General features: G+C 67.6%; 17 protein-coding genes and 2 pseudogenes. 11 read left to right on the top strand and 8 right to left on the bottom strand.

The window, feature by feature from the left end; translation table 11 throughout:
• Nucleotides 1-96: 96 nt before the first annotated feature.
• A complete protein-coding gene (locus AB5J53_RS01275) occupies nucleotides 97-1,116 on the bottom strand; it encodes a LacI family DNA-binding transcriptional regulator (protein WP_369243787.1) in 1,020 nt (339 codons plus the stop codon).
• A 248-nt stretch (nucleotides 1,117-1,364) separates the two neighbouring features.
• On the opposite strand from AB5J53_RS01275, the gene AB5J53_RS01270 reads away from it, so the two are divergent.
• From AB5J53_RS01270 to AB5J53_RS01250, 5 genes are all read left to right on the top strand, one after another.
• On the top strand, nucleotides 1,365-3,347 hold the full coding sequence (locus tag AB5J53_RS01270; protein ID WP_369243786.1) for a glycoside hydrolase family 127 protein: 1,983 nt from the start codon (nucleotides 1,365-1,367) through the stop codon (nucleotides 3,345-3,347).
• 73 nt (nucleotides 3,348-3,420) lie between these two features.
• Nucleotides 3,421-4,671 (top strand): extracellular solute-binding protein, encoded by a 1,251-nt coding sequence (locus AB5J53_RS01265; protein WP_369243785.1) that lies wholly within the window; start codon nucleotides 3,421-3,423, stop codon nucleotides 4,669-4,671.
• Between the two features lie 52 nt (nucleotides 4,672-4,723).
• Nucleotides 4,724-5,701: a carbohydrate ABC transporter permease gene (locus AB5J53_RS01260; RefSeq protein WP_369243784.1), complete on the top strand. Its 978-nt coding sequence runs from the start codon at nucleotides 4,724-4,726 to the stop codon at nucleotides 5,699-5,701.
• The gene (locus AB5J53_RS01255) at nucleotides 5,698-6,519 is read left to right on the top strand and encodes a carbohydrate ABC transporter permease (protein ID WP_369243783.1); all 822 of its coding nucleotides are present in this window, start codon (nucleotides 5,698-5,700) and stop codon (nucleotides 6,517-6,519) included. The genes AB5J53_RS01260 and AB5J53_RS01255 overlap by 4 nt, the downstream gene beginning before the upstream one ends.
• Before the next feature lie 53 nt (nucleotides 6,520-6,572).
• Nucleotides 6,573-8,339: an RICIN domain-containing protein gene (locus AB5J53_RS01250; RefSeq protein ID WP_369243782.1), complete on the top strand. Its 1,767-nt coding sequence runs from the start codon at nucleotides 6,573-6,575 to the stop codon at nucleotides 8,337-8,339.
• A 322-nt stretch (nucleotides 8,340-8,661) separates the two neighbouring features.
• Here the strand turns inward: AB5J53_RS01250 and AB5J53_RS01245 are convergent, their stop codons facing one another.
• The 5 genes from AB5J53_RS01245 to AB5J53_RS01225 form a co-directional block, all read right to left on the bottom strand.
• Entirely contained in the window at nucleotides 8,662-9,519 is an 858-nt protein-coding gene (locus AB5J53_RS01245) for a class I SAM-dependent methyltransferase (RefSeq protein WP_369243781.1), read from the bottom strand.
• 19 nt (nucleotides 9,520-9,538) lie between these two features.
• Nucleotides 9,539-9,883: a VOC family protein gene (locus AB5J53_RS01240; protein ID WP_369243780.1), complete on the bottom strand. Its 345-nt coding sequence runs from the start codon at nucleotides 9,881-9,883 to the stop codon at nucleotides 9,539-9,541.
• A 1-nt stretch (nucleotide 9,884) separates the two neighbouring features.
• Nucleotides 9,885-10,064, bottom strand: a complete 180-nt coding sequence (locus tag AB5J53_RS01235) for a CopG family transcriptional regulator (RefSeq protein WP_369243779.1) — start codon at nucleotides 10,062-10,064, stop codon at nucleotides 9,885-9,887.
• 104 nt (nucleotides 10,065-10,168) lie between these two features.
• Complete coding sequence (locus tag AB5J53_RS01230; RefSeq protein WP_369243778.1) at nucleotides 10,169-10,294, bottom strand: hypothetical protein; 126 nt, start codon at nucleotides 10,292-10,294, stop codon at nucleotides 10,169-10,171.
• A gap of 309 nt (nucleotides 10,295-10,603) precedes the next feature.
• The gene (locus tag AB5J53_RS01225; protein WP_369243777.1) at nucleotides 10,604-11,839 is read right to left on the bottom strand and encodes a PP2C family protein-serine/threonine phosphatase; all 1,236 of its coding nucleotides are present in this window, start codon (nucleotides 11,837-11,839) and stop codon (nucleotides 10,604-10,606) included.
• Between the two features lie 381 nt (nucleotides 11,840-12,220).
• Between AB5J53_RS01225 and AB5J53_RS01220 the strand changes: the two genes are divergently transcribed.
• The 4 genes and pseudogenes from AB5J53_RS01220 to AB5J53_RS01205 all read left to right on the top strand — a co-directional run.
• Complete coding sequence (locus AB5J53_RS01220) at nucleotides 12,221-12,760, top strand: transposase (protein ID WP_369243776.1); 540 nt, start codon at nucleotides 12,221-12,223, stop codon at nucleotides 12,758-12,760.
• A complete protein-coding gene (locus tag AB5J53_RS01215; RefSeq protein WP_369251986.1) occupies nucleotides 12,757-13,305 on the top strand; it encodes a transposase in 549 nt (182 codons plus the stop codon). The genes AB5J53_RS01220 and AB5J53_RS01215 overlap by 4 nt, the downstream gene beginning before the upstream one ends.
• Nucleotides 13,306-13,491: 186 nt before the next feature.
• On the top strand, nucleotides 13,492-14,694 hold the full coding sequence (locus AB5J53_RS01210; protein WP_369243775.1) for an acyltransferase family protein: 1,203 nt from the start codon (nucleotides 13,492-13,494) through the stop codon (nucleotides 14,692-14,694).
• 393 nt (nucleotides 14,695-15,087) lie between these two features.
• Nucleotides 15,088-15,258 (top strand): annotated as a pseudogene (locus AB5J53_RS01205) (cupin); the annotation flags it as partial.
• Between the two features lie 93 nt (nucleotides 15,259-15,351).
• Here the strand turns inward: AB5J53_RS01205 and AB5J53_RS01200 are convergent.
• Nucleotides 15,352-16,101, bottom strand: a complete 750-nt coding sequence (locus AB5J53_RS01200) for an SDR family oxidoreductase (protein WP_369243774.1) — start codon at nucleotides 16,099-16,101, stop codon at nucleotides 15,352-15,354.
• Between the two features lie 848 nt (nucleotides 16,102-16,949).
• Here AB5J53_RS01200 and AB5J53_RS01195 point away from each other — a divergent pair.
• Nucleotides 16,950-17,507, top strand: coding sequence for a DoxX family protein (locus tag AB5J53_RS01195; RefSeq protein ID WP_369251984.1), 558 nt, complete (start codon nucleotides 16,950-16,952; stop codon nucleotides 17,505-17,507).
• Nucleotides 17,508-18,361: 854 nt separating this feature from the next.
• Here the strand turns inward: AB5J53_RS01195 and AB5J53_RS01190 are convergent.
• On the bottom strand, nucleotides 18,362-18,853 hold the full coding sequence (locus tag AB5J53_RS01190; RefSeq protein ID WP_369243773.1) for a peptidylprolyl isomerase: 492 nt from the start codon (nucleotides 18,851-18,853) through the stop codon (nucleotides 18,362-18,364).
• A gap of 544 nt (nucleotides 18,854-19,397) precedes the next feature.
• Between AB5J53_RS01190 and AB5J53_RS01185 the strand changes: the two are divergent.
• Nucleotides 19,398-20,194 (top strand): annotated as a pseudogene (locus AB5J53_RS01185) (ATP-binding cassette domain-containing protein); the annotation flags it as partial.
• Nucleotides 20,195-20,404 lie beyond the last annotated feature (210 nt).

Below are 20,404 nucleotides of genomic sequence, written 5' to 3'. Positions count from 1 at the left end.
GGACGTGTTCTCGCCGCCTTCGTGACCACGAGGGCCGCCCGGAACCTGCCCACGTTGATCGGCCTGGGTGCCTGGGGGAGCTTCCAAAGGGGCAGCTCAACTGGAGTCGCGGACGATCAACCGGCACGGAACGGTGTGTACGCCCGGCGCAGGGTCGGAGTCGATGGCTTCCAGTAGCCGCAGGGCGGCGATCCGGCCGATCTCGGTGAGGTCCATGTCGATCGTGGTGAGGGGTGGGCGGGAGGCCAGGGCCATGGTGTCCCAGTTGTCGTAGCCGACGACCGCGATGTCGCCGGGGACGCTCACCCCCCGTTCGCGGAGCGCGTCCGCCACGCCGCGGGCGATCTGGTCGTTGCCGCAGAAGAAGGCGTCCGTGTCCGGCGCGGTGCGTAGCACCGCGTCGGCGGCGCGGCGCCCCCACGCCTCGCTCCACTCGCCGTAGTGGACCCGGCCGGTCGCGAGGCTCAGCGAGGAGTGCTCCAGGTGCTCGGCCGCGTGCCGGGCGCGGTCTCGGGCGGCGGCGTGGTGTTCCGGGCCCGTGACGTGCGCGATCCGGGTGCGGCCGGTGGCCAGCAGGTGCTCCACCGCGAGTCTGGCCCCGCCCCGGTCGTCGGACACCACCGAGGTGTCGGCTGGGTCGGTGGAGGGTGACAGCGCGTAGACGATGGGGACGGCCTCGATGCCGGTCAGCGGCGGACGCGGATCCGTCCGGCGGCCGGTGACGATGATGCCGTCCACGCGGCGGTCCATCAGGTTGTGCAGATGGTGCTGCTCCCGGATGGCGTCGCCGCGGGTGTCGCACAGCAGCACGGAGATCTTTCCGGCTCCCAGAGCGTCCTCGGCGCCGAGCAGCACGGGCGTGCTGAAGCGGCCGATGCCGTCTGTCGTCATGAGCCCGACCGTCCAGCTCCGGCCGGTATGCAGGCTCTGCGCATGCTGGTTGGGCCGGAATCCGAGGGTTTCCACGGCGTCAAGGACTCGCTGACGGGTTTCGGGCCTCATCCGCCCGCCGCCGTTCAAGGCCTTCGATGCCGTGCCCACGCTGACGCCCGCCAGGGCGGCGACGTCGGCGAGCTTCGCCGGGCCTGTGGAGCGAGAACCTGGAGCAGCGGTCACGAGCAAACCTTTTCCTAGATGGTAGCGGCATCCTCATCGTCGCAGGGACTCGGGGTTAAGTGCCAGCCGCCGAGCAACAGAAAATCTCTTGCCGCGACTCTTGACCAGTCCACCCGGCTGCCCTCTACTTCTCGGCAGAGAAAACGGTTGCTCAAACGAGTTCCATGAGCCCTGTCGCCCAGAGCACGGGGGTCTTCGCGCCCTACCCCGCATGCCGGTCCCGTTCCGCCACCACCTTCCGGAGAACCATGCCCCGCACCCGCTCCGCCCTGCCCGCAGCGGGCCCGGTCCGCCCCGGCCCGGATGCCCGCGCCGCGCTGCGTCCCGCCACCGTCGACGTGCGCACCGGCTTCTGGCACGCCCGCCGAGAGGTCAACGCGCGCACGTCCATCCCACAGGGCCCCGGCCTGCTGGAGTCCGCGGGAAACCTGTACAACCTGCGCCTGGCGGCGGGTACGGCGCAGGGTGAATTCCAAGGCGCCTACCCGTTCGTGGACACCGACGTCTACAAGTGGCTGGAGGCCGCGTCCTGGCGGCTCGCTCAGCGAGGCCCGGAGACGGGCGGTGAGCACAACGGCCCCGAGTCGCGCCAACTCGCCGCCGAAGTCGACCGGATCGTCTCCTTGGTCGCCGACGCCCAGCAGCCCGACGGCTACCTCAATACCTGGTTCCAGATCCGCAAGGGCGGCGAGCGCTACCAGGACCTGCGCTGGGGCCACGAGTTGTACTGCGCGGGACATCTGATTCAGGCGGCCGTGGCCCACCACCGGGCCACCGGCCGTGACGAACTCCTCGATGTGGCACGCGGTTTCGCCGACCACATCGACTCCGTCTTCGGCCTTCCCGGCAGCGGCAAGCCCATCGACGGCATCGACGGCCACCCCGAGGTCGAGACCGCCCTGGTCGAGCTGTACCGCGAGACCGGCGAGCAGCGCTACCTGGATCTCGCCGGCTACTTCGTCGACCGCTACGGCCACGGCCTGCTCGGCGGCGAGGCCTACTGCCAGGACCGCGTGCCGCTGCGCGAGGCGACCAACGTCGAAGGACACGCCGTACGCCAGCTCTATCTGCTGGCCGGCGCGACGGACCTGGCCACGGAGACGGGCGACGCGGAACTGCGCGCCGCAGCCGAGCGGTTGTGGCAGGCGATGACCGCCACCAAGACCCACCTGACCGGCGGGCTCGGTGCGCACCACGACGAGGAGGACTTCGGCGACCCATATGAGCTGCCCAACGAACGCGCCTACTGCGAGACCTGCGCCGCCATCGCCTCCATCCAGTGGAGCTGGCGGATGGCCCTGCTCACCGGCGAGGCCCGCTACAGCGACCTGATCGAGCGCACCCTCTACAACGGCTTCCTCGCCGGTGTCTCCCTGGACGGCGAAAGCTGGCTGTACGTCAATCCGCTCCAGGTCCGCGACGGCCACACGGACACCGGCGGCGACCAGTCGGCCCGCCGCACCCGTTGGTTCCGCTGCGCCTGCTGCCCGCCCAACGCCATGCGCCTGCTGGCCTCTCTGGAGCACTACCTGTCCTCGACCGACGCCGGGGGGAACGGCCTGCAGATCCACCAGTACGTCACCGGGCGGTACGCCGCCGATCTCGCCGGCAGCGCCTCGGTCGCCGTACGTGCCGAGACCGAATACCCCTGGCACGGCACGATCGCCTTCACGGTCGAGGAGTCCCCGGCCGACCGCCCCTGGACGCTTTCGCTCCGTATCCCGCAGTGGTGCCGCGAGTACCGCGTGCGATGCGGCAGCAGCACCTATGACCAAACCGATGCCCCGCTCGCGGACGGCTGGTTGCGGCTGGAGCGCAGCTGGGCGGCGGGTGACCAGGTCGTCCTGGAACTCGGCCTGGAACCCCGCCTCACCGCGGCCGACCCCCGGGTCGACGCCGTCCGCGGCTGCGTGGCCATCGAACGAGGACCGCTCGTGTACTGCCTGGAACAGGTCGACCACCCCGGCGGCGGGCTCGACGACATCGTCATCGACACCGCCCGCCCGCTGGCCGTGAAACAACGGCCGGACCTGCTCGGCGGCATCACCACCGTGGTCGCCGCGGGTCGGCGTCGCCAGATCCCGGACGCCGGCTGGTGGCCCTACCGGTCCGCCGAAGCCACGCCCGAGCCCGCACCCTCGGGCGAGCCCGTCGAACTGACCGCGATCCCCTACTACGCGTGGGCCAACCGGCAGGACGGCAGCATGCGCGTCTGGCTGCCCACCTCCTGACGTTCCTCACGTCCGGCCCCCGCACCGCTCCTTCCGATCCCCTCATGACCACCCTGACAACGAGGTCACCGCAATGAGAAGCACCCGCCGTACCCTCCTCGCCTGCCTCACCGCCGTCGGCACCCTTGCCTCCGTCACCGCCTGCGGGGGTGGTGGTTCGGGTTCCTCCGACTCCTCCGCCAAGTCGGGTACGTACACCTTCTGGGACCCCTACCCGCAGTTCGACGCCTCCTCGGACTGGGGCAAGCGCGTCACGCAGTGCGGCACCGACGCCGGCGTCAAGGTCAAGCGCACTGGGTACGACACCACGGACCTGGGCAACAAGGCGCTGCTGGCGGCCCAGCAGGGCAACGCGCCCGACGTGATGCTGGTGGACAACCCGGTTGTCTCCACCATGGTGGAGGCCGGGATCCTCAACAAGACGAGTGATCTCGGGCTGGACACGTCCGCGATTCAGAAGAACATCATCGGCGCGGGCACCCTCCAAGGTGCGGCCTACGGCGTCCCGATAGGCGCCAACACGCTCGCGCTCTACTACAACAAGAAGGTCCTGACGGCCGCGGGCGTCGATCCCGCCTCCATCAAGGACTGGGCGTCACTGACGGCTGCCCTGAAGAAGATCAAGTCGGCGGGCAAGAAGGGCATCACGTTCTCCGCGATCAACACGGAGGAGGGCAGCTTCCAGTTCCTGCCCTGGTTCTGGGGCGCGGGCGGCGACCTCACCGAACTCAACTCCGCCAAGGGAGTTGCCGCGCTGTCGCTGTGGAAGCAGTGGGTCGACGAGGGGTACGCACCCAAGGACGTCCTGAACAACACCCAGACCACCAGCTGGCAGGAGTTCGCCACTGGCGACTACGCGTTCGGTGAGAACGGCACCTGGCAGCTGGCCAACGCGGAGAAGGCCGGATTCCCGTACGGGATCGTCAACATCCCCGGCCAGAACGGCGGTTCGGCCCCGGTGCCGACAGGCGGCGAGTTCGTCACCGTCCCGGTGCAGAAGGACACCGCCCGCTACGACGTCAGCAAGAAGATCGTCACCTGCCTGACCAGCTCCAAGAACCTGCTGGCCAGCGACACCACGCTGACATACGTCGCTCCCACCGCGGCGGTGCAGGCCCAGCAGGTCAAGGCGAACCCGAAGCTCAAGCCGTGGGTAGATGCCGTGGCCGCGGCGCGTGGCCGGACCAGTGACGGTCTGGGCACGAAGTACCCGACCATCTCGCAGCCGATGTGGACCGCCGTGCAGGGGGCCCTGTCCGGCGGCAAGAGCCCCAAGGACGCACTCGACACGGCGCAGACGGCGGCCGAGAAGGGCAAGGGCTGACGCCGAGCGGCGCCGCGCACCGGACACCGCCACCCCGCATCCAGGAGTTCGCATGACCATCGCCCGAGTCGACCGCCGCCCGAAGCGCTCCCCGGCCGGGTCCGGAGCGACGGGCACCGCCGACCGGCGCGACTCCCTGTCACGCCGTGGGCGCCGCAAGAGCCGGCTGATCGCGCTGGCCTTCGTCGCCCCGCTCATCGCCTACCTCGTCGCCTTCTACCTCTACCCGCTCTACCGCAACCTCGATCTGAGCCTGCGCAACTACACCGTCCGGTCGTTCGTCGACAACAACGCGCCGTTCTCGGGCTGGGACAACTTCTCCCAGGTACTGAACGACCCGACCTTCGGTCCTGCGCTGCGCCACACGATGGTCTTCACCTTCGTGTCGATCGCCTTCCAGTACGCGGCCGGACTGGCGCTCGCGGTCTTCTTCAACCGGCACTTCCGCCTGGCCCCCACCCTCAGGGCACTGTTCCTGATCCCGTGGCTGCTGCCGCTCATCGTGTCGGCGTCGACCTGGTCCTGGATGCTCAACAGCGAGTCGGGGGTGGTCAATTACGCCCTCCACCTAGTCGGCGTCTCGCCCGTCGACTGGCTGACCTCGCCGCACTGGGCGCTGACCTCGGTCATCATCGCCAACATCTGGATCGGCATCCCGTTCAACCTGGTCATCCTCTACAGCGGACTGCAGAACATCCCCGGGGAACTGTACGAGGCCGCCTCGCTGGACGGAGCGAGTGGCTGGCAGCAGTTCCGGCGCATCACCTTCCCCCTGCTGCGGCCGGTCTCGGCGATCACACTGCTGCTGGGCCTGGTGTACACACTCAAGGTGTTCGACCTGATCTGGATCATGACCAAGGGCGGCCCCGGCGACTCCTCGTCCACGCTCGCGACCTGGTCGTACCAGCTCGGATTCGGCACCCTGCTCCCGAAGTTCGGCCCCGGAGCCGCCGTCGGTAACATCCTCATCCTCATCGCGCTCGTCTTCGGTCTGCTCTACATCCGTGTCCAGAGGAGGCACGAAGCGTGAAGTCCCCTACGAGCTCCCGCCGTTACACCGTCATCGGCCTCCTGCTCACCGCGCTCATGCTCTTCCCGGTGTACTGGATGCTGAACGTGTCCCTCACCCCGCAGCAGGACATGCGCAAGTCCCCGCCCGACCTGCTTCCGCTGCACCCCACGTTCGAGGGCTACCGGGCCGTCCTGAACGATCAGATGCCCTACCTCGGCACCAGCCTGCTCATCGGCCTCGGCACGGTCGCCGTCACCCTCGTCCTCGCCGCTCCGGCCGGCTACTCGCTCGCCAAACTGCGTCCGCGTGGCGGCGGCATCCTCGCCCTGGCCCTGCTGATCGCGCAGATGATCCCCGGCATCGTCATGGCGATGGGCTTCTACGGGATCTTCCTCAACGCCGGTCTGCTGAACTCCTGGTGGGGCCTGATCATCGCGGACTCCACCATCGCTGTGCCCTTCGGCGTCATGATCTTCACGGCGTTCATGTCGGGCATCCCCGACGAACTCACCGCCGCGGCGCGCATCGACGGCGCGGGCACCCTGCGCACCTTCTGGTCGGTCGTACTGCCGGTGAGCCGTAACGCCGTGGTCACCGTCTCGCTGTTCAGCTTCCTGTGGGCCTGGTCCGACTTCGTCTTCGCCAACACCCTCGACGGCGGCGGCGACATGCGCCCGATCACCCTCGGCATCTACCACTACATCGGCAACAACAACCAGGAATGGAACGCGATCATGGCCACCGCGGTCGTCGCGTCCGTACCCGCCGCCGCCCTCCTCGTCCTCGCGCAGCGGTACGTCGCCGCCGGGGTCACCGCCGGCGCGATCAAGGACTGACCGGGACGTCAGCCCACCATCCACCTCCTCAGATGTCAGGAGAGCCGCCACCCATGCCTGTCCCGAGATCCCAGCCTCCCATCCGCAGACGGCCGTTCGTTCTTGTCGCGGTGGCCGTCCTGGCCGCCGCAGCGACCGCCCTGACGGGAACCCCCGCCGACGCCGCCCCCACCGCGTCCACCACCCTGGTCGTCAACGCCAACCAGACCATGCGGTCCGTCACTCATGTCGCCACCGGCAGCCTCTACGGCCTCGCCGACGCGAGCACCCCGGCCGACAGCCTCGTGCAGCCGCTGAAGCCCAACACCTTCGTACAGATGGCCCCCGGTGGGAAGCAGCTGCCCAACGGCGAGCCCGCCCCCGCCGGTGACTCTCTGATGGTCGCTGCGAAGGCCGCGAGAGCGGGCGCCAAGGTCGTCGTCCGCATGCCCGACTGGTACCCGAACTTCCCTTACAAGTGGGTGAGTTGGAGTGACTGGCTGTCCGCCGTGGACACCCAGGTCGCCTCGGTCAAGTCCTCCGGTGCCACCAACATCAGTGCGTACGAGCTGTGGAACGAGCCCGACTGGACCTGGGACACCACCAACGCCGGTGCGTTCGACGCCGGTTGGGCGCGCACGTTCAAGGAGGTGCGCGCGAAGGACACCACCACGCCTATTCAGGGCCCCAGTTACTCCGCGTGGAACCAGAGCTGGATGAGCCAATTTCTCACCGACGCCAAGGCCGGCGGCACTGTCCCGGACGTCATCGCCTGGCACGAACTCCAGGGCAGCAAGGACATCGCCGCCCACGTCTCGGCCTACCGTTCCCTGGAGAGCAGCCTCGGAATCAGCCCTCGGCCCATCTCCATCGAGGAATACGCGACCCCCAGCGAGATCGGGGTGCCGGGCTCGCTCATCGGTTACGTCGCCAAGTTCGAACGGGCCGGAGTCCGTGACGCCGAACTCGCCTTCTGGAACCACTACGGCACCCTCGGCGACACCCTCACCGATACCGGCGGCTCGCCCAATGGCTCGTACTGGCTCTACAAGTGGTACGGCGACATGTCCGGCAACATGCTCACCACCGCGCCCCCGGCGCAGACCGGTATCGACGGGGCCGCCTCGCTCACCGGTGACGGCAGACAGATCAGCGTCATCTTCGGCGGCGGAACCGGCTCAACGGCAGTCAATGTCAACGGACTCGGCTCTCTGTCGGCCTTCGGCAGCAAGGTGCACGTGAAGCTGGAGTACACCCCCTCCAAGGGCCGTACGACAGCTGTCTCGGCCCCGTTCACGATCTCCGAGGCCGACTACACGGTCAGCAACGGCTCCATCACCGTCCCCGTCGCAATGAACGCGTCCGACGGCTACCACCTGGTCGTCACCCCCAGCGGTACGCCCGCCTCGCTGGCCGGGCGTTACCAGATCACCAACAAGAACAGCGGGCTCGCCCTGGACACCCAGAACGCCGGCACCGCACAGGGCACCTCTGTCGTCCAGGCGACCTCGACCTCGACCACCGGCACCGACCAGAACTGGACGCTGGTGTCCGCGGGTTCGGGCCTCTACAAGATCGTCAACCAGGCGAGTGGTCTGCTGCTCGGCATCAACAACATGAGTACCAGCGATGGAGGCACAGCCCTGATCTGGGGCGACAACGGAACCGCCGACCACCTCTGGCAGCTCATCCCCTCCGACAACGGCTACTACAAGATCGCCAACTACAACAGCGGCCTCGTACTCGGCGTCAACAACATGAGCACCACTTCCGGCGCCCAGGTCCTCCAGTGGGACGACAACGGCACTGCCGACCATCTGTGGAAGCTGACCTCTCGCTGAGGCGACCCGGTGATTGCTCCCGCGCCTGCGGTGGACGGCAGGCGCGGGAGCTCTGCGGATTCCCGTGTCGCCTCGGGCGGCAGCGCGCGGCCTGGGGAACGCTGGTGCAGCCGTGCCGCCAATCCAAGGTAGGCGCCCTGCCTGTCGATCACTGCGCCGCGCGAGTCGGGGCTCATCGGTCGGCAAATCGGACTAGTGCCGCATCGGCCAAAGTCTGCCCTTCTTCGGGTAGGGGCTCGGAGCCAACCGACCGGCCATCTCTCTGTGCCGGCAGCCATATCCCAACTTTTGCTTTCGGAACGGGTGGTGTGGCCGAAGGGCGTCAGGCCGTGGCCACCAGTAGATCCTCCCCGCTTGACGGGCGAAGGCCGTCGGTCCGATCGGCGAAGTAGCGTGCGGCCAGCGCAGATCCCGACACGTGTCGGGCGTCTTTGAAGCCGACGTCGCGGGCCAGTGTCAGCATCTCCTGCGGGGTGTAGAAGCTGATGAACGGCGTTCCGGCTGCTCGGGCCTGTGGCTTGGTCGCCTCGAGCGCGGGGCGATCGGCGTCATCGACGAGTTCGGTCGGCAGCATGAAGGTGATGGCGAGCGTCGAGCCGGGGGCGAGCCCGCGGAGCCGGCGCAAAGTAGCTGCGTTGGCGTCTTTGGTGAGATACATGGTGACACCGGTGCAGACGACGACCGCCGGCCGGCCGGGATCGAAGCCGGCGTCGGACAGCTGCTCCCACCAATCCCCGGCCGCCTCGAAGTCGACCGGCACCAGTCGCAGCCAGTCGGGGATCCCGTGGCCGAGCTCGATGAGGCGCTGGCGCTTCCAGGCTTGGGTGCCCGGCTGGTCGATCTCGAAGACCCGTAGGCGGGAGGCGATCTCCGGTCTGCGCTGGGCAAAGGTGTCCAGCCCGGCCCCCAGGACGACGTACTGGTCGACGCCGTGGCCGGCTTGCTCGGCAACCAGGTCCTCGATGAAACGAGCACGGGCCACAATGGCCGCCCGGAACCCGCTCGTGCCGCGCGGCTCCATGTCCGGGCGGTGCCTCCATCCCTCGTCGGGGGCCGCCAGCTCCAGTCCGATCTCGTCCTCGAGCACGTGGGGCGGCGGGTCGACCTGCACGTGCATCGCCCGCCAGAGGGCGACCCGCACCGCGGTGCTGTCCGGCAGCTCGTTCTGCTCGCCTGCCACGATGTCCCTCTCCTTACGGTCAGTTCTTCGCCGGGGCCTGGAGGCTCCACAAACGTCCGTCGGGGTCACGGACAGTCATTTCCCTGGTCCCGTAATGGGTGTCCTCGAACGGCGTGACCACCTCGACGGCAGGATCTGGACGGAACGCATCCGCGTCGGACACCTTCATCACGATCTGCGTCTGGGGCTCCCGGTCCTCGGGGACCTCAGCGATGAACACGTACGGACCGTCGCCATTGCGGAACCGGCCGGAGCTGTGGTCGGTCGAGAACTCCAATTCGAAGCCCAGTGCCTGGAAGAACTGCGCTGCCCTGCCCCAGTTGTGGGTCTCCAGGAACACGGCCTCGATCCCGTCGGTCGCCATGTCAGGTCTCCTTCTCGGACGATTGCTGTGGCTGCCCGTGGGTGTCGTCGAGGTAGGCGCGCAGGGCGTCTGCGACCAACGCCGAGAGGGACATGCCCGACTCGATGGCGTGATGCTTGACCTGCTTGATCAGTCCGACCGGCAAGTACACGTTGAACTGCTTGACCTCTTCGTCACTCACGGGGCGATGCTAGCATCCTAGGAATCTAGCGTGGGCGTACCAGGCGACATTCGCCCTGTTGACAACCTGCGTAGGCAGGTGGCGGCAGCGTTGGTAGGCGATAGTCAGGCGGTCACGGGTGGACCACGTCCCCTGGGCATCAGGTAGTCGCCGAAGGTGGCGTTGGCGATGCGTCCGGTCCCTTCGTCGGTGGCGGTGTCCTCGAACAGCGCCTGGCTGATGCCGCCCACCGTGCCGCCGATGATCTCGCTGGTGGCGTTCTTGGCATTGAGGATGGCCCGCCGTCGATGGCCGAGACCACTCGTGCCACGCGCAGCAGGCCGAGCTCGGGATCGATGCGTACCTCGACGAACTTGGCTCCGAAGCGCCCGCGGTGGCCATCCCCGCTCCATCGGGCTGAGGCGGCGTGCGCCGGCCGTCGGCGCGCGCTCAGATTCACTGTCACGGGACATCGGTGTTGGGAGTCTCGGTTGAGGGCGTGAGGGGCGTGCGGGTTCGTAAGCCCACGCGCGTCCCTCGGTACCTGTTTCTGGAAACGGTCACAGGCGGACGATGACCAGGGCGATGTCATCCCAGCTACCGCTGGTGACGCCCAGGTGGGCCAGCAGTGCATCGGCGAGTTGTTCCACGGCGAGGGTGCTGTACTGGGCGAGGGACTCGGTCAGCCTGGCCAGGCCGGCATCGATGTCTTCGCCGCGGCGTTCGATGAGGCCGTCGGTATAGAGCACGAGGGTGTCCCCTCGGGTGTAGGACATGCCGGCCTGGGGGCGGGGGACATGTTCCGGTCTGGCGCCCAGCGGCGGGTCTGTGGCCTGGTCCAGCAGCTGCCAGCTGCCGTCTGGATGGAGCAGTACCGGCGGTGGGTGGCCGGCGTTGCTGTAGATGATCAGTCGGCTGCGCGGGTCGATGAGCACTTTGGCTACGGTGGTGGCCAGCGCGCCGTCGACCGCCCGAGCGTACAGACCCAGTACCTCCAGGGCCTGCGCGGGGCTGGGAACGGCTCGGATGGCTGCGCTCAGGGCACTGCGCAGCATGCCCATGACAGCTGCGGCCTGCAGGCCGTGGCCGACGACGTCCCCGATAGCGATGGAGTAGCGGTCGGGCGGCAGATCGACCACGTCGTACCAATCGCCGCACACGTTGAGTGATCCGTGGGCAGGCAGGTAGCGCACGGCGATGTCCCGGTGCCTGTCCAAGTCGGGCGAGCGGAGCATGACCTCCTGCAGAGTGACGGCGATTTCACGTTCACGGGCATGCGCCTGGCGCAGTTGCTCGTTCAGCTGTTCCAGATCGTGCGACCGGGCGTACACCTGGGCCGCGATCCCTGTTGCCTGCTTGCTCAGCGGCGGGGTGAGCTCACGGATGACAGGGGAGTGCATGAACTCGGTGACGTCGTCGGCCCACGCGATGATCCATTTCACAGTGCCGTCCGGCCCCAGGACCGGGCTGGACATCCCGCACCACCATCGCTCCTCGACGTCGCCCGGCCGGCCGGCGACGGGAATGTCGAAGCGCTGCGGTACCACCACATCGGGCTCGCGGGAGTGCAGCACGCGCTGGAGTGAGGCGCCGAAATCACGCGCCGCGCCCGGCGCTGCAGGCGTGTCCGGGAATACCTCCAGGATGTACCGCCCGGCCAGTTCTTCGCGGGTCCTGCCGGTGACCCGGAGGTAGGCCCGGTTGGCGTAGCGGACCACCAGGTCGGCGTCCAGCACCAGGTACGGGTTCGGCGCGGCGTCGAACAGTTCCTCGAAATCGATATCCGCTGTCGTCACGCGCGTGCCCTGCCGATCTTTACGAGCGCGACCGCTTTCATCTCCAACCTACGAGGTATCCGCCAGGTGCGCCCACCGGACGACTGCCGATCCGTTCCGCAGGGCACTCGCCCTCACTGCACCGTTTCACAGTCCGCGCCTGCTGATCACCACCAGAGTCAGGAACGGCGGCTGCCCTCCGCTGGAGGGGACTGAGGCCGCCGACCCCTCAGTGGGCAGCGAACCAGGTCCGCCCGTCCGCACCACTGGCCGCTTGGGCCAGGCTGCCTGGGGGCAGCTGCCCCCTGCCGGCGCGCGGAGCCACGGAACAGCGTTACTGACTTTTGCGGCGTGATGTCGTTGAGGGATGACGATGTGTGATCGTCGCGGTATGCCGGTTGTGTGAGATATCCGCAGGGTGGTGGGCTGACGCCTGAACGGCAGGCGTTTCGCGAGCGGATCCGGCTGGAGGCCGCGGAGCGCTTCGCAGTCGGTGCCTCCACCGCCGAGGTCGCCAAGGAATTACGGGTGAGTGTGCGCTCGGTGCAGCGCTGGCGCCGGGCCTGGCACGACGCCGGCGCGGAGGGGCTGCGGTCTGCCGGACCGGTATCGCTGCCCAAGCTGAGCGAGAAGCTGTTCGCCGTGCTCGAGCAGGAGCTGGCCAAAGGGCCGGTCGCCCATGGCTGGCCGGACCAGACGTGGACGCTGGCGCGGATCAAGACGCTGATCGGGCGCCGGTTCCACAAAAGCATGACGCTGTCGGCGATCGCGCGGATGCTGCACCGGCACGGCTTCAGTCACCAGGTCCCAGCCCGCCGAGCCATCGAGCGCGACGAGGAGGCCGTGGCGGGCTGGGTGAAGGAGACCTGGCCGCAGGTGGAAGGGCCGTGGCGGCGCTCGACGCCTGGCTGTGCTTCGAAGACGAAGCCGGGTTCTCGATGACGCCGCCCACCGCACGGACCTGGGCCCGACGCGGCCACACACCCGTCATCCGGGTCCGGGGACGCTCCCAGCGCCGCTTCTCCGTTGCCGCGCTCGCCTGCTACAAGCAGGGCGAACACTCACGGCTGATCTACCGGCCCAAACGGCATCTCGATCACAAACGCGGTGGCAGACGCAGTTTCACCTGGACCGACTATCGCGACCTGCTCATCGCCGCCCACCGGCAACTCGGCGCACCGATCGTGCTGGTGTGGGACAACCTCAACGTCCACAAAGACCGCCGATTACGGGAGTTCATCGACACCCACGACTGGATCACCTGCTACTTTCTGCCGGCCTACGCACCCGACCTCAACCCCGTCGAGGGCATCTGGTCCCTGCTGCGGCGCAGCAGCCAGACCAACACCGCCTTCACCGACCCCGACCACCTCATCAGCACGCTTCGGCACGGTCTCCGCCAGATTCAGTACCGCAGCAAGCGCATCGACGGATGCCTCGCCGAAACCGGCCTCACCTTGACGACATCACAGCGACAACGTCAGTAGTCCCCGCTCACCCTTTCGGCTCTCCCCGGTCGGCCATACGGGCGTGTCCTTGCCTGGCGTCAAGGCGTGTGGCCCCCGGTGCCAGTCGGCACCGGTGTGATGTTGCCTATGTGACCGGAATGAAAGGTGACGAACGGGCAACGGTCCCTTTCATGCCCCACACGAACGCTCCCGGCAGGTGACTCGATGACGACGGCGAACAAGGCGACCCGGACGCCGCCCGCCACCGCCACTGCGACCAGCCCCCAAAATCTTCCGCTCGCTTCGGTGCCCTCACTGCCGTCCCTCACCGGACTGCGGTGGGTGGCCGCGCTGCTGGTCTTCGGACTGCACGTGCACAACTTCCGCTACTTCGGCGGCGCCGGCGGTCGCTTCCTGACATGGGGATTCGAGGCCGGCGCCGCCGGAGTGTCCTTCTTCTTCATGCTGTCCGGTTTCGTACTGGCGTGGTCCGCACGGCCGAACGACCGCGCACTCGCCTTCTGGCGGCGGCGCATCGCTCGCATCCTGCCCGTGCATCTGGTCATCGCCGCGGTTGCGCTGCTCATGGCATACACGTTGGCCCATCAGGCGAAGCCGACGCTGCGTCAGGGACTGGCGAATGTCCTGCTGGTCCATTCCTGGTGGCGGCCGTGGTGGCAGACGCTGGACCCGGTCAGCTGGTCGCTGGCCTGCGAGGCCTTCTTCTACGCCGCCTTCCCGCTGCTGGCGCTCCTGCTGCGTCGTCTCGGCGCCCGTGCATCGGCGGCGCTCGCGGCGGTATCGGTGCTGACCGTACTGGCACTGGCGTGGGCAGACGCGCACCACTGGCTGCGCCAACCGCTCTATTCCTTGCCCGCCGCGCGTCTGCCGGAGTTCGTCCTTGGCGCCGCCGCCGCCCGCCTGGTGCTCATCGGCCGGTGGCGCGGACCGAGCCTGGAAGCCTCACTCGCCCTGGCGATCATCGGCTACTTCCTCGTCCCGCAGGTCACCGCGGGTTACCCGGCCACCACCTGCACCGTCATCGGCTTCACCCTGCTGATTCCGGCAGCGGCTGTCGCGGACCTGCACGGTTTGCCCTCCCTGTGGCGTCACCGGCGGCTGGTACGGCTGGGGGAACTCTCGTTCGCCTTCTACATGGTTCACCTTTTGGTGCTGCGGGCCGGCACCAACGTGCTCGGCACCTCGCCTTGCTTCGGTGTGACGGCGGGGCTGGCCGCCACTGCCGTCGCGTTCACTGTGTCCCTCGGCCTGTCCTGGGTGCTGTACGAGGCGGTGGAACGACCCGCGAGACGGCTGCTGCTCGGCGGCCTCCGCTCCTCGAAGAAGCAGCCGACGCCGCCGGCCTCCCAGCCGGAGCCTGCTCCGCCCACACGTAATGCGCCGGCCACGGCACGGCGACGTTCGTGATCGGTTCCTGGGCGCGTTGAGCGGAAGCCGACGGGCGGTGCGCGGATTCACCGACCGGCATGTCCCGAGGCAGGCGCCTGGGACGAGCCTGAGTACGAGCAGTAACCGCCTGCACTCAGGGAGCAGCGATGGCTGAGCTCCATGGGGACGGCGGAATCTGCATAACGGCCGTCGGTACCCGGGCGCGGATGGTGATCATTGGTTGCCTGGTCTGCGTGACGAGGCGACATTCGGTCCGGGCAGGGTGGTACACGCCACCTGCGGCTCGGTCGATCGGCTGTCCGCATCGGCGCCGGACCGGAGGTGGCGTGATGGCGAACAAGGAACCGGTGGCAAACCCCCCAGGAAATCAGGGGCAGCGGTAGGCGTGGAAGACAGCAGTGGGAGGCGCTCTGGGAGCCGGGAGGCGACGTGATCCACTACCAGGATGGCAACAACCGCCCAGACATACGGAGCCGGTTCGTCGTCACGATGCTGTGCGAGCCGGGTAAGCCCATGCTCGTACTCGTCGATGACGAGGAACTGGAACAGCGCAAGGACGGGCGAGCTCCACGACCGTCCTAGCCGACTACGTAGAGCGATGGCCCAAGAGTTGTAGAACTCTATGAGGAGGTACGGCACACCTTCGTGTACCGCACCCCCGCATTGCGCGACAGGTTACTTGGCGGACGCTTCGAGCCAGGCGTCGAGAGTGATTTCGCCATGGGGGGAGCCTTCTTCGGGGATGAGGGACCTCTCGCTCACGTGGGCTCCGAAGTAGGGGGCGGCCGGGTCCGCGACGACTCTGCGGCGGTCGTTACGGCTCTCAAGGACCCGGGCGACGATCTCGTCGAAGCGGCCGGCTTCAGGGCCGGCAATGTCTACGATGCCGTTCACGGGTTCGCCGACTGCCGTCCGTGCTACGGCAGCCGCGACGTCGTCAGCAGCGACCGGCTGGAACGACACGGGCGGAAGCGTGACAGTGTCGCCGTCGGTCGCGGTGTCGGCGATGCCGCCGATGAATTCGAAGAATTGCGTCGCGTGCACAATCGAGTACGGCAGTCCCGAGTCCCGGATCAACTGTTCCTGCGCGGCTTTGGCCTTGAAGTAGCCCCCGTCCGAAGGGCGTTCGACACCGACGATGGACAGGGCCACGTGATGGCTGACGCGGGCTTCCTTCTCCGCGGCAATCAGGTTCGCCGTCGATGTCGTGAAGAAGTCCATGACCGCCTGGTCCTCGAACGACGGCGAGTTCGTCACGTCGACCACCACGTCCGCGCCGGACAGCACTTCGGCGAGGCCCTCGCCGGTAATTGTATTGGCGCCGGTTTTCGGAGATGCAGCAACTGCGTCGTGGCCGTGCGCTGTGAGCCGGGTGATCACTTTCGAGCCGATGAGTCCGGTCCCGCCGATAACTACGATCTTCATGATGTTCCTTTTCGTTGTGTGGCCGAGACATGCAGACCGCTGATGTCCCAAGTCGGCCTGTGCGCGCGACAATGGACCATCACTCCCTCGCCTTCTCGATTCTGCCGAAGCCGAAGCGCACTCACAGCGGGAACGCGCCGACGTCGCGGACATTTGGCGCGGAGGAGGGTGGAGGGCGGAGTCGATCTCGATGATGGAATCCGGTAGCAGTGGTACGCGATGGCCTTCCGGCACGCCCGTACGTGTATTCCGCGAATCCATTCCGCCGAACTGCGAGTACGGAATTCTCGTGGCGCCGGCAGCGGAGGAGCACAAGTTCATTCTCCACAAGGTTCATTCGCGCGCATCCGCTCGCTGCCCCTCACCATTGACCAAGTGCTGTAGCGGCCGAATTGCCGGGGCGGCCGACTGCGCGCCCTTGGCGCAACGGCGACTTGGAGAGGACGCCCCGGCTGTCGGCTGCCCTCGGTCTGGACCGTGCAACCAGAGAAGACTTGGCAGCGGACCGGGGCACCGCGCTTGCCGCGCGCTCCGGCGTATGGCCACCTCCGGGAACGGCCCGCCAATTCTTCAGGCGGGTCGGCAGACCGTTGCGGTAGGCGCGAGGGGAACTGCCGGTCACCTGTTTGAAGGCCATGCTGAGACCATTTTCGGAACCGTAACGGTCGTTTGCGGTTGCCGTGCGGCAGCTGGCGCCCAGATGCATGATTGTGGTCGCTGGGGAAGGATCGGCAGGGGTGGTGTGTGCGTGCTCTGCGATGCTGCGCAGGGCCTACCGCCGACCGGTGCCTCGGCGTCTGTCCGAGCTGGGGGTACGTCCGTTCCGGCGTTCTTTCCGGAGCATGGAAATGCATACGAAGCGCATCTTGTACCGTCTTTCGAGTCCTACGGAATCGCGAGCGCACGTCACCACCGAGGCGACGGCGTCCGCCGCCGACTGCGGCCTTTTGCTGATCAGACTGACCTTCGGACTGCTGATGGCCGCGCACGGCGCTCAAAAATTGTTCGGGATCTTCGGAGGTGACGGCCTGACGGCGACCGCCAAGGGGTTCGCCGACCTCGGTTACCGCCCGGGAAAACTCTTCGCCGTGATCGGTAGTCTGTCCGAATTCCTCGGTGGCCTCGGCCTGGCCCTGGGACTGTTCACTCCACTCGCGGCCGCTGCCCTGATCGGTGTGATGGTCAATGCCATGGCGACCGTCACCGGCGCTCATGGTCTGTGGGAGGCGGACGGCGGCGTGGAGTACAGCGTCTGCATCTGCGTGGTTGCCCTGGCTGTCGCTGCCATCGGCCCGGGCCGGCTTGCTGTAGACCGGTTCTTCCGGTGGGGCGCGGGCGGATGGGGCGAGGCCGCCTTTGCCCTCGGCCTGGGCGGTGTCGCCGCTGCGATCACGCTGAGTATTTGAACCTTGAGGGAGACGCCTGCGGCACAACACGGCCGACGCCTCCTCGGAGGCCCCCGCGGTGGGCGAGTTCCCCGCAGGGGTGCGGACCTATAGCACCGGCAGCTCCCTTTTCTGCGTCTGCCGGCGTGTCATCGGCTGGCCGGCATGGATCTGGTCCTCTGCCGCGGATGCAGGGAGGAGGCCGCGTGGAGGTGGGATGCGGCCCGGAGGAGGACGAAACTCATGTCGAGATGAATTAGCGTTGGTCTCAGTGCAGGGTTCCATGGCAGGCCACGGCAACCTCACGGTGCGCTTGTGCACGTGGCACAGCCCGTGGTGCTGGAACCAGGTGATCGCCGAGCGGTAACGGAACGAGGTTGTCGGCGAGGCCATCCAGTTCGCTGTCCGGAGGGGAACGGTTGACCCAGCCGTAGCGTTCGGCGGTGTCAACGTCGAAGTCGTCGGCGCCGGGAATTGATTTCCAGCGCGCACCAGCATCGTGTCCTACGCCGACAACTGGCTGCGCCGGAGGAACTCCTCGAGGTCACGGGCACCACCAACCGGACACCGGCAGCCGGCCAGCCCGCATGTGAGGGGGTGGGCTACTACCCGCGGCGGCGAGACGCCCGGCACATCACCCCGTAGGAGACGACCGACAGTCGGCGTGTCCGCCTGGGCACAGGCTCAAACGGACACGCCTTCCGGCTTCGAGAAAGAGCAGTTCGAGTCGGCCGACAGGCTCAAACAGCCCCGGGCCGTGACCGCGAGGTCCGAGAACCACGGTTACGTCTGCCTCGGCACTGGCACAGGGGTGGCCTCGTCATCTGGCGCCGAGCGTGGTGGCCCCGTATGACTCAGCCACGCGGTCAGTCCGCTCAGACAGTGCCGCAGTCGGAGATGACGATCTTCTTGCCGGGGGTGCCGGAACGGCTGCCGAGCGCCTCGATCGCCTTCACTACGTCCATGCCCTCGACGACCTCGCCGAAGACGACGTGCTTGCCGTCCAGCCAGTCGGTGACGATGGTGGTGATGAAGAACTGCGAGCCGTTGGTGTTCGGGCCCGCATTGGCCATGGACAGCAGGCCCGGCTTGGTGTGCTTGAGCTGAAAGTTCTCGTCGGCGAACTTCTCGCCGTAGATGCTTTTGCCGCCCGTGCCGTTTTGGTTGGTGAAGTCGCCGCCCTGGAGCATGAAGTCCGGGATGACGCGGTGGAACGGCGAGCCCTTGTAGCCGAAGCCGTGCGCGCCTGTGGCCAGCTCACGGAAGTTCCGCGCAGTCTTCGGGACGACGTCGTCGAAGAGTTTGAACTCGATACGGCCGATCGGCTCGCCGTTGGCAGTCACCTCGAAAAAGACGTTTTGGCTCATTGCTCCGCTCCTTTGGTTTCGAATGGTTGCACCCGAGCATAGGAGGCCGAGGCGCTGGGTGTGTGACCCGGGGTGATCACGCGTCGTCCGGCCTTGGACCTTGAAGCGATGAGTCGTCGGCGCACTGCGTCGATGAGACCCGCATTCGCTGGCACTTCGCCAGCCTTGAGCCCGGCGTCCCGCCCGCGGCAGGACGGTTCCGCCTACCGGTATGTCACCCACGCTGCGCGCCGGAGCAGGTCAGACCATGCACGGCGTTCCGGGAACTGACCAAGAGGCGGCGATCACCACCGCCTAGCGCGCCCGGCGGCGGCGCGGCCGAAACCCCACCCGCCTCACAGGTCTCGGCCTCGGCGTTTCGGCCATCGATCGCTGCGGAGGTGGCTCTGGCGGCGCAAGGGTCGATGACCCCTGCAGGAGCCGTGGATCGCTCTGTCCTGCGGATCAACTCCCGTTTCAAACACGTGAGTTCGATATCGAGGCGTGGGTCGTTGATGTCGACGCCACCGCGCAAATGCCCAACGCGACCGACGAAGGAGCTCAGTTGACCCCTGCTGACACCCAAGAGCCGACTACCGGATCGGTTCCCCCACCTCCGCCCGCTGAGATCAGGTACTCGGGCGAATACTCCGTGAACCCGCTCGGTGAAGCGTCCTTCCGCAAGCTGTGCGCCCAGGTCCCGAGCGTCCTGCGCCGCATCGTCACATGTCCTGGCGCATTGACCGTCGAGCGGTACTGCTGCTCCTGACCTGCCCGGCTGTCACGGGGGCGGCCGCGGCCGTCCTGCTGGCGGCGACCGCCCACGCCATGCGCCCGATCCTCGGCGGCGGCACGGTCTCCGAGCGTCTGCACCAGGCCCTGTCGCGTACGTGGCCACGGCGCTGGCGACGCGGGTCACACATTCTCGCGATCGTCGGTGTCAACGGTTCCGGGAAGTCGACGCTCACCCGCCTGATTGCCGGCATCTACCTTGCCGACAAGGGCCGCGTCACCTGGAACGGCACGGATCTCGCCGAGACCGACCCCGCCTCCGTTTGGACCCACAGCGGCGTGGTCCCGCGGATCTTTGGGCAATGGCCGCTGCGGGTGCGGGAGAACGTCACCCGCGGGCAGCCCCGCACCCATGATGACGGCCCCGTGTGGGCAGCACTCGACGCGGTCGGTATGCGTCAGGCCGTCGAAGACCTGCCCGCCGGACTCGACACCCTCCTTGCCCGGGAAGTGTTCGGTGGAGCTGAACTGTCCGGCGGCCAGTGGCAGCGCATCGCCTGCTCCCGGGCTCTGTACCGCTCCCCGTCACTGCTGATCCTCGACGAACCCACGTCACAGACAGACCCGCGCTGGCCCCAGAGCTGTGGCATTCATTAGGCAAAGCCAGTTGTCGGAATCTCACCTGTCGCCATCTGTAGAGTCACCACATCGGCGGTCCGGTTCGGCAGACTGCGGGGCTGGGGCCCTCCTGCGTGACGGCCGGTGCTACGAGCCCAGGCCACCCGTTGCTCTCGCGGCTTGACAGGCGACATGAGGAATCGGTTGGCGAGTTGAGTGTTG

The sequence above is a fragment of the Streptomyces sp. R41 genome (assembly GCF_041053055.1).
Classification (GTDB): Bacteria; Actinomycetota; Actinomycetes; order Streptomycetales; family Streptomycetaceae; genus Streptomyces.
This window is presented reverse-complemented; position numbering and strand designations above follow the sequence as displayed.

Excerpts from the sequence above, each read along its gene's own strand:
- AB5J53_RS01240 (WP_369243780.1), bottom strand. The coding sequence starts at position 9,883 with ATGGCGACCGACGGGATCGAGGCCGTGTTCCTGGAGACCCACAACTGG.
- AB5J53_RS01210 (WP_369243775.1), top strand. The coding sequence starts at position 13,492 with ATGACGACGGCGAACAAGGCGACCCGGACGCCGCCCGCCACCGCCACT.
- AB5J53_RS01260 (WP_369243784.1), top strand. The coding sequence starts at position 4,724 with ATGACCATCGCCCGAGTCGACCGCCGCCCGAAGCGCTCCCCGGCCGGG.
- AB5J53_RS01190 (WP_369243773.1), bottom strand. The coding sequence starts at position 18,853 with ATGAGCCAAAACGTCTTTTTCGAGGTGACTGCCAACGGCGAGCCGATC.
- AB5J53_RS01215 (WP_369251986.1), top strand. The coding sequence starts at position 12,757 with ATGACGCCGCCCACCGCACGGACCTGGGCCCGACGCGGCCACACACCC.
- AB5J53_RS01270 (WP_369243786.1), top strand. The coding sequence starts at position 1,365 with ATGCCCCGCACCCGCTCCGCCCTGCCCGCAGCGGGCCCGGTCCGCCCC.
- AB5J53_RS01250 (WP_369243782.1), top strand. The coding sequence starts at position 6,573 with ATGCCTGTCCCGAGATCCCAGCCTCCCATCCGCAGACGGCCGTTCGTT.
- AB5J53_RS01195 (WP_369251984.1), top strand. The coding sequence starts at position 16,950 with ATGCATACGAAGCGCATCTTGTACCGTCTTTCGAGTCCTACGGAATCG.
- AB5J53_RS01200 (WP_369243774.1), bottom strand. The coding sequence starts at position 16,101 with ATGAAGATCGTAGTTATCGGCGGGACCGGACTCATCGGCTCGAAAGTG.
- AB5J53_RS01265 (WP_369243785.1), top strand. The coding sequence starts at position 3,421 with ATGAGAAGCACCCGCCGTACCCTCCTCGCCTGCCTCACCGCCGTCGGC.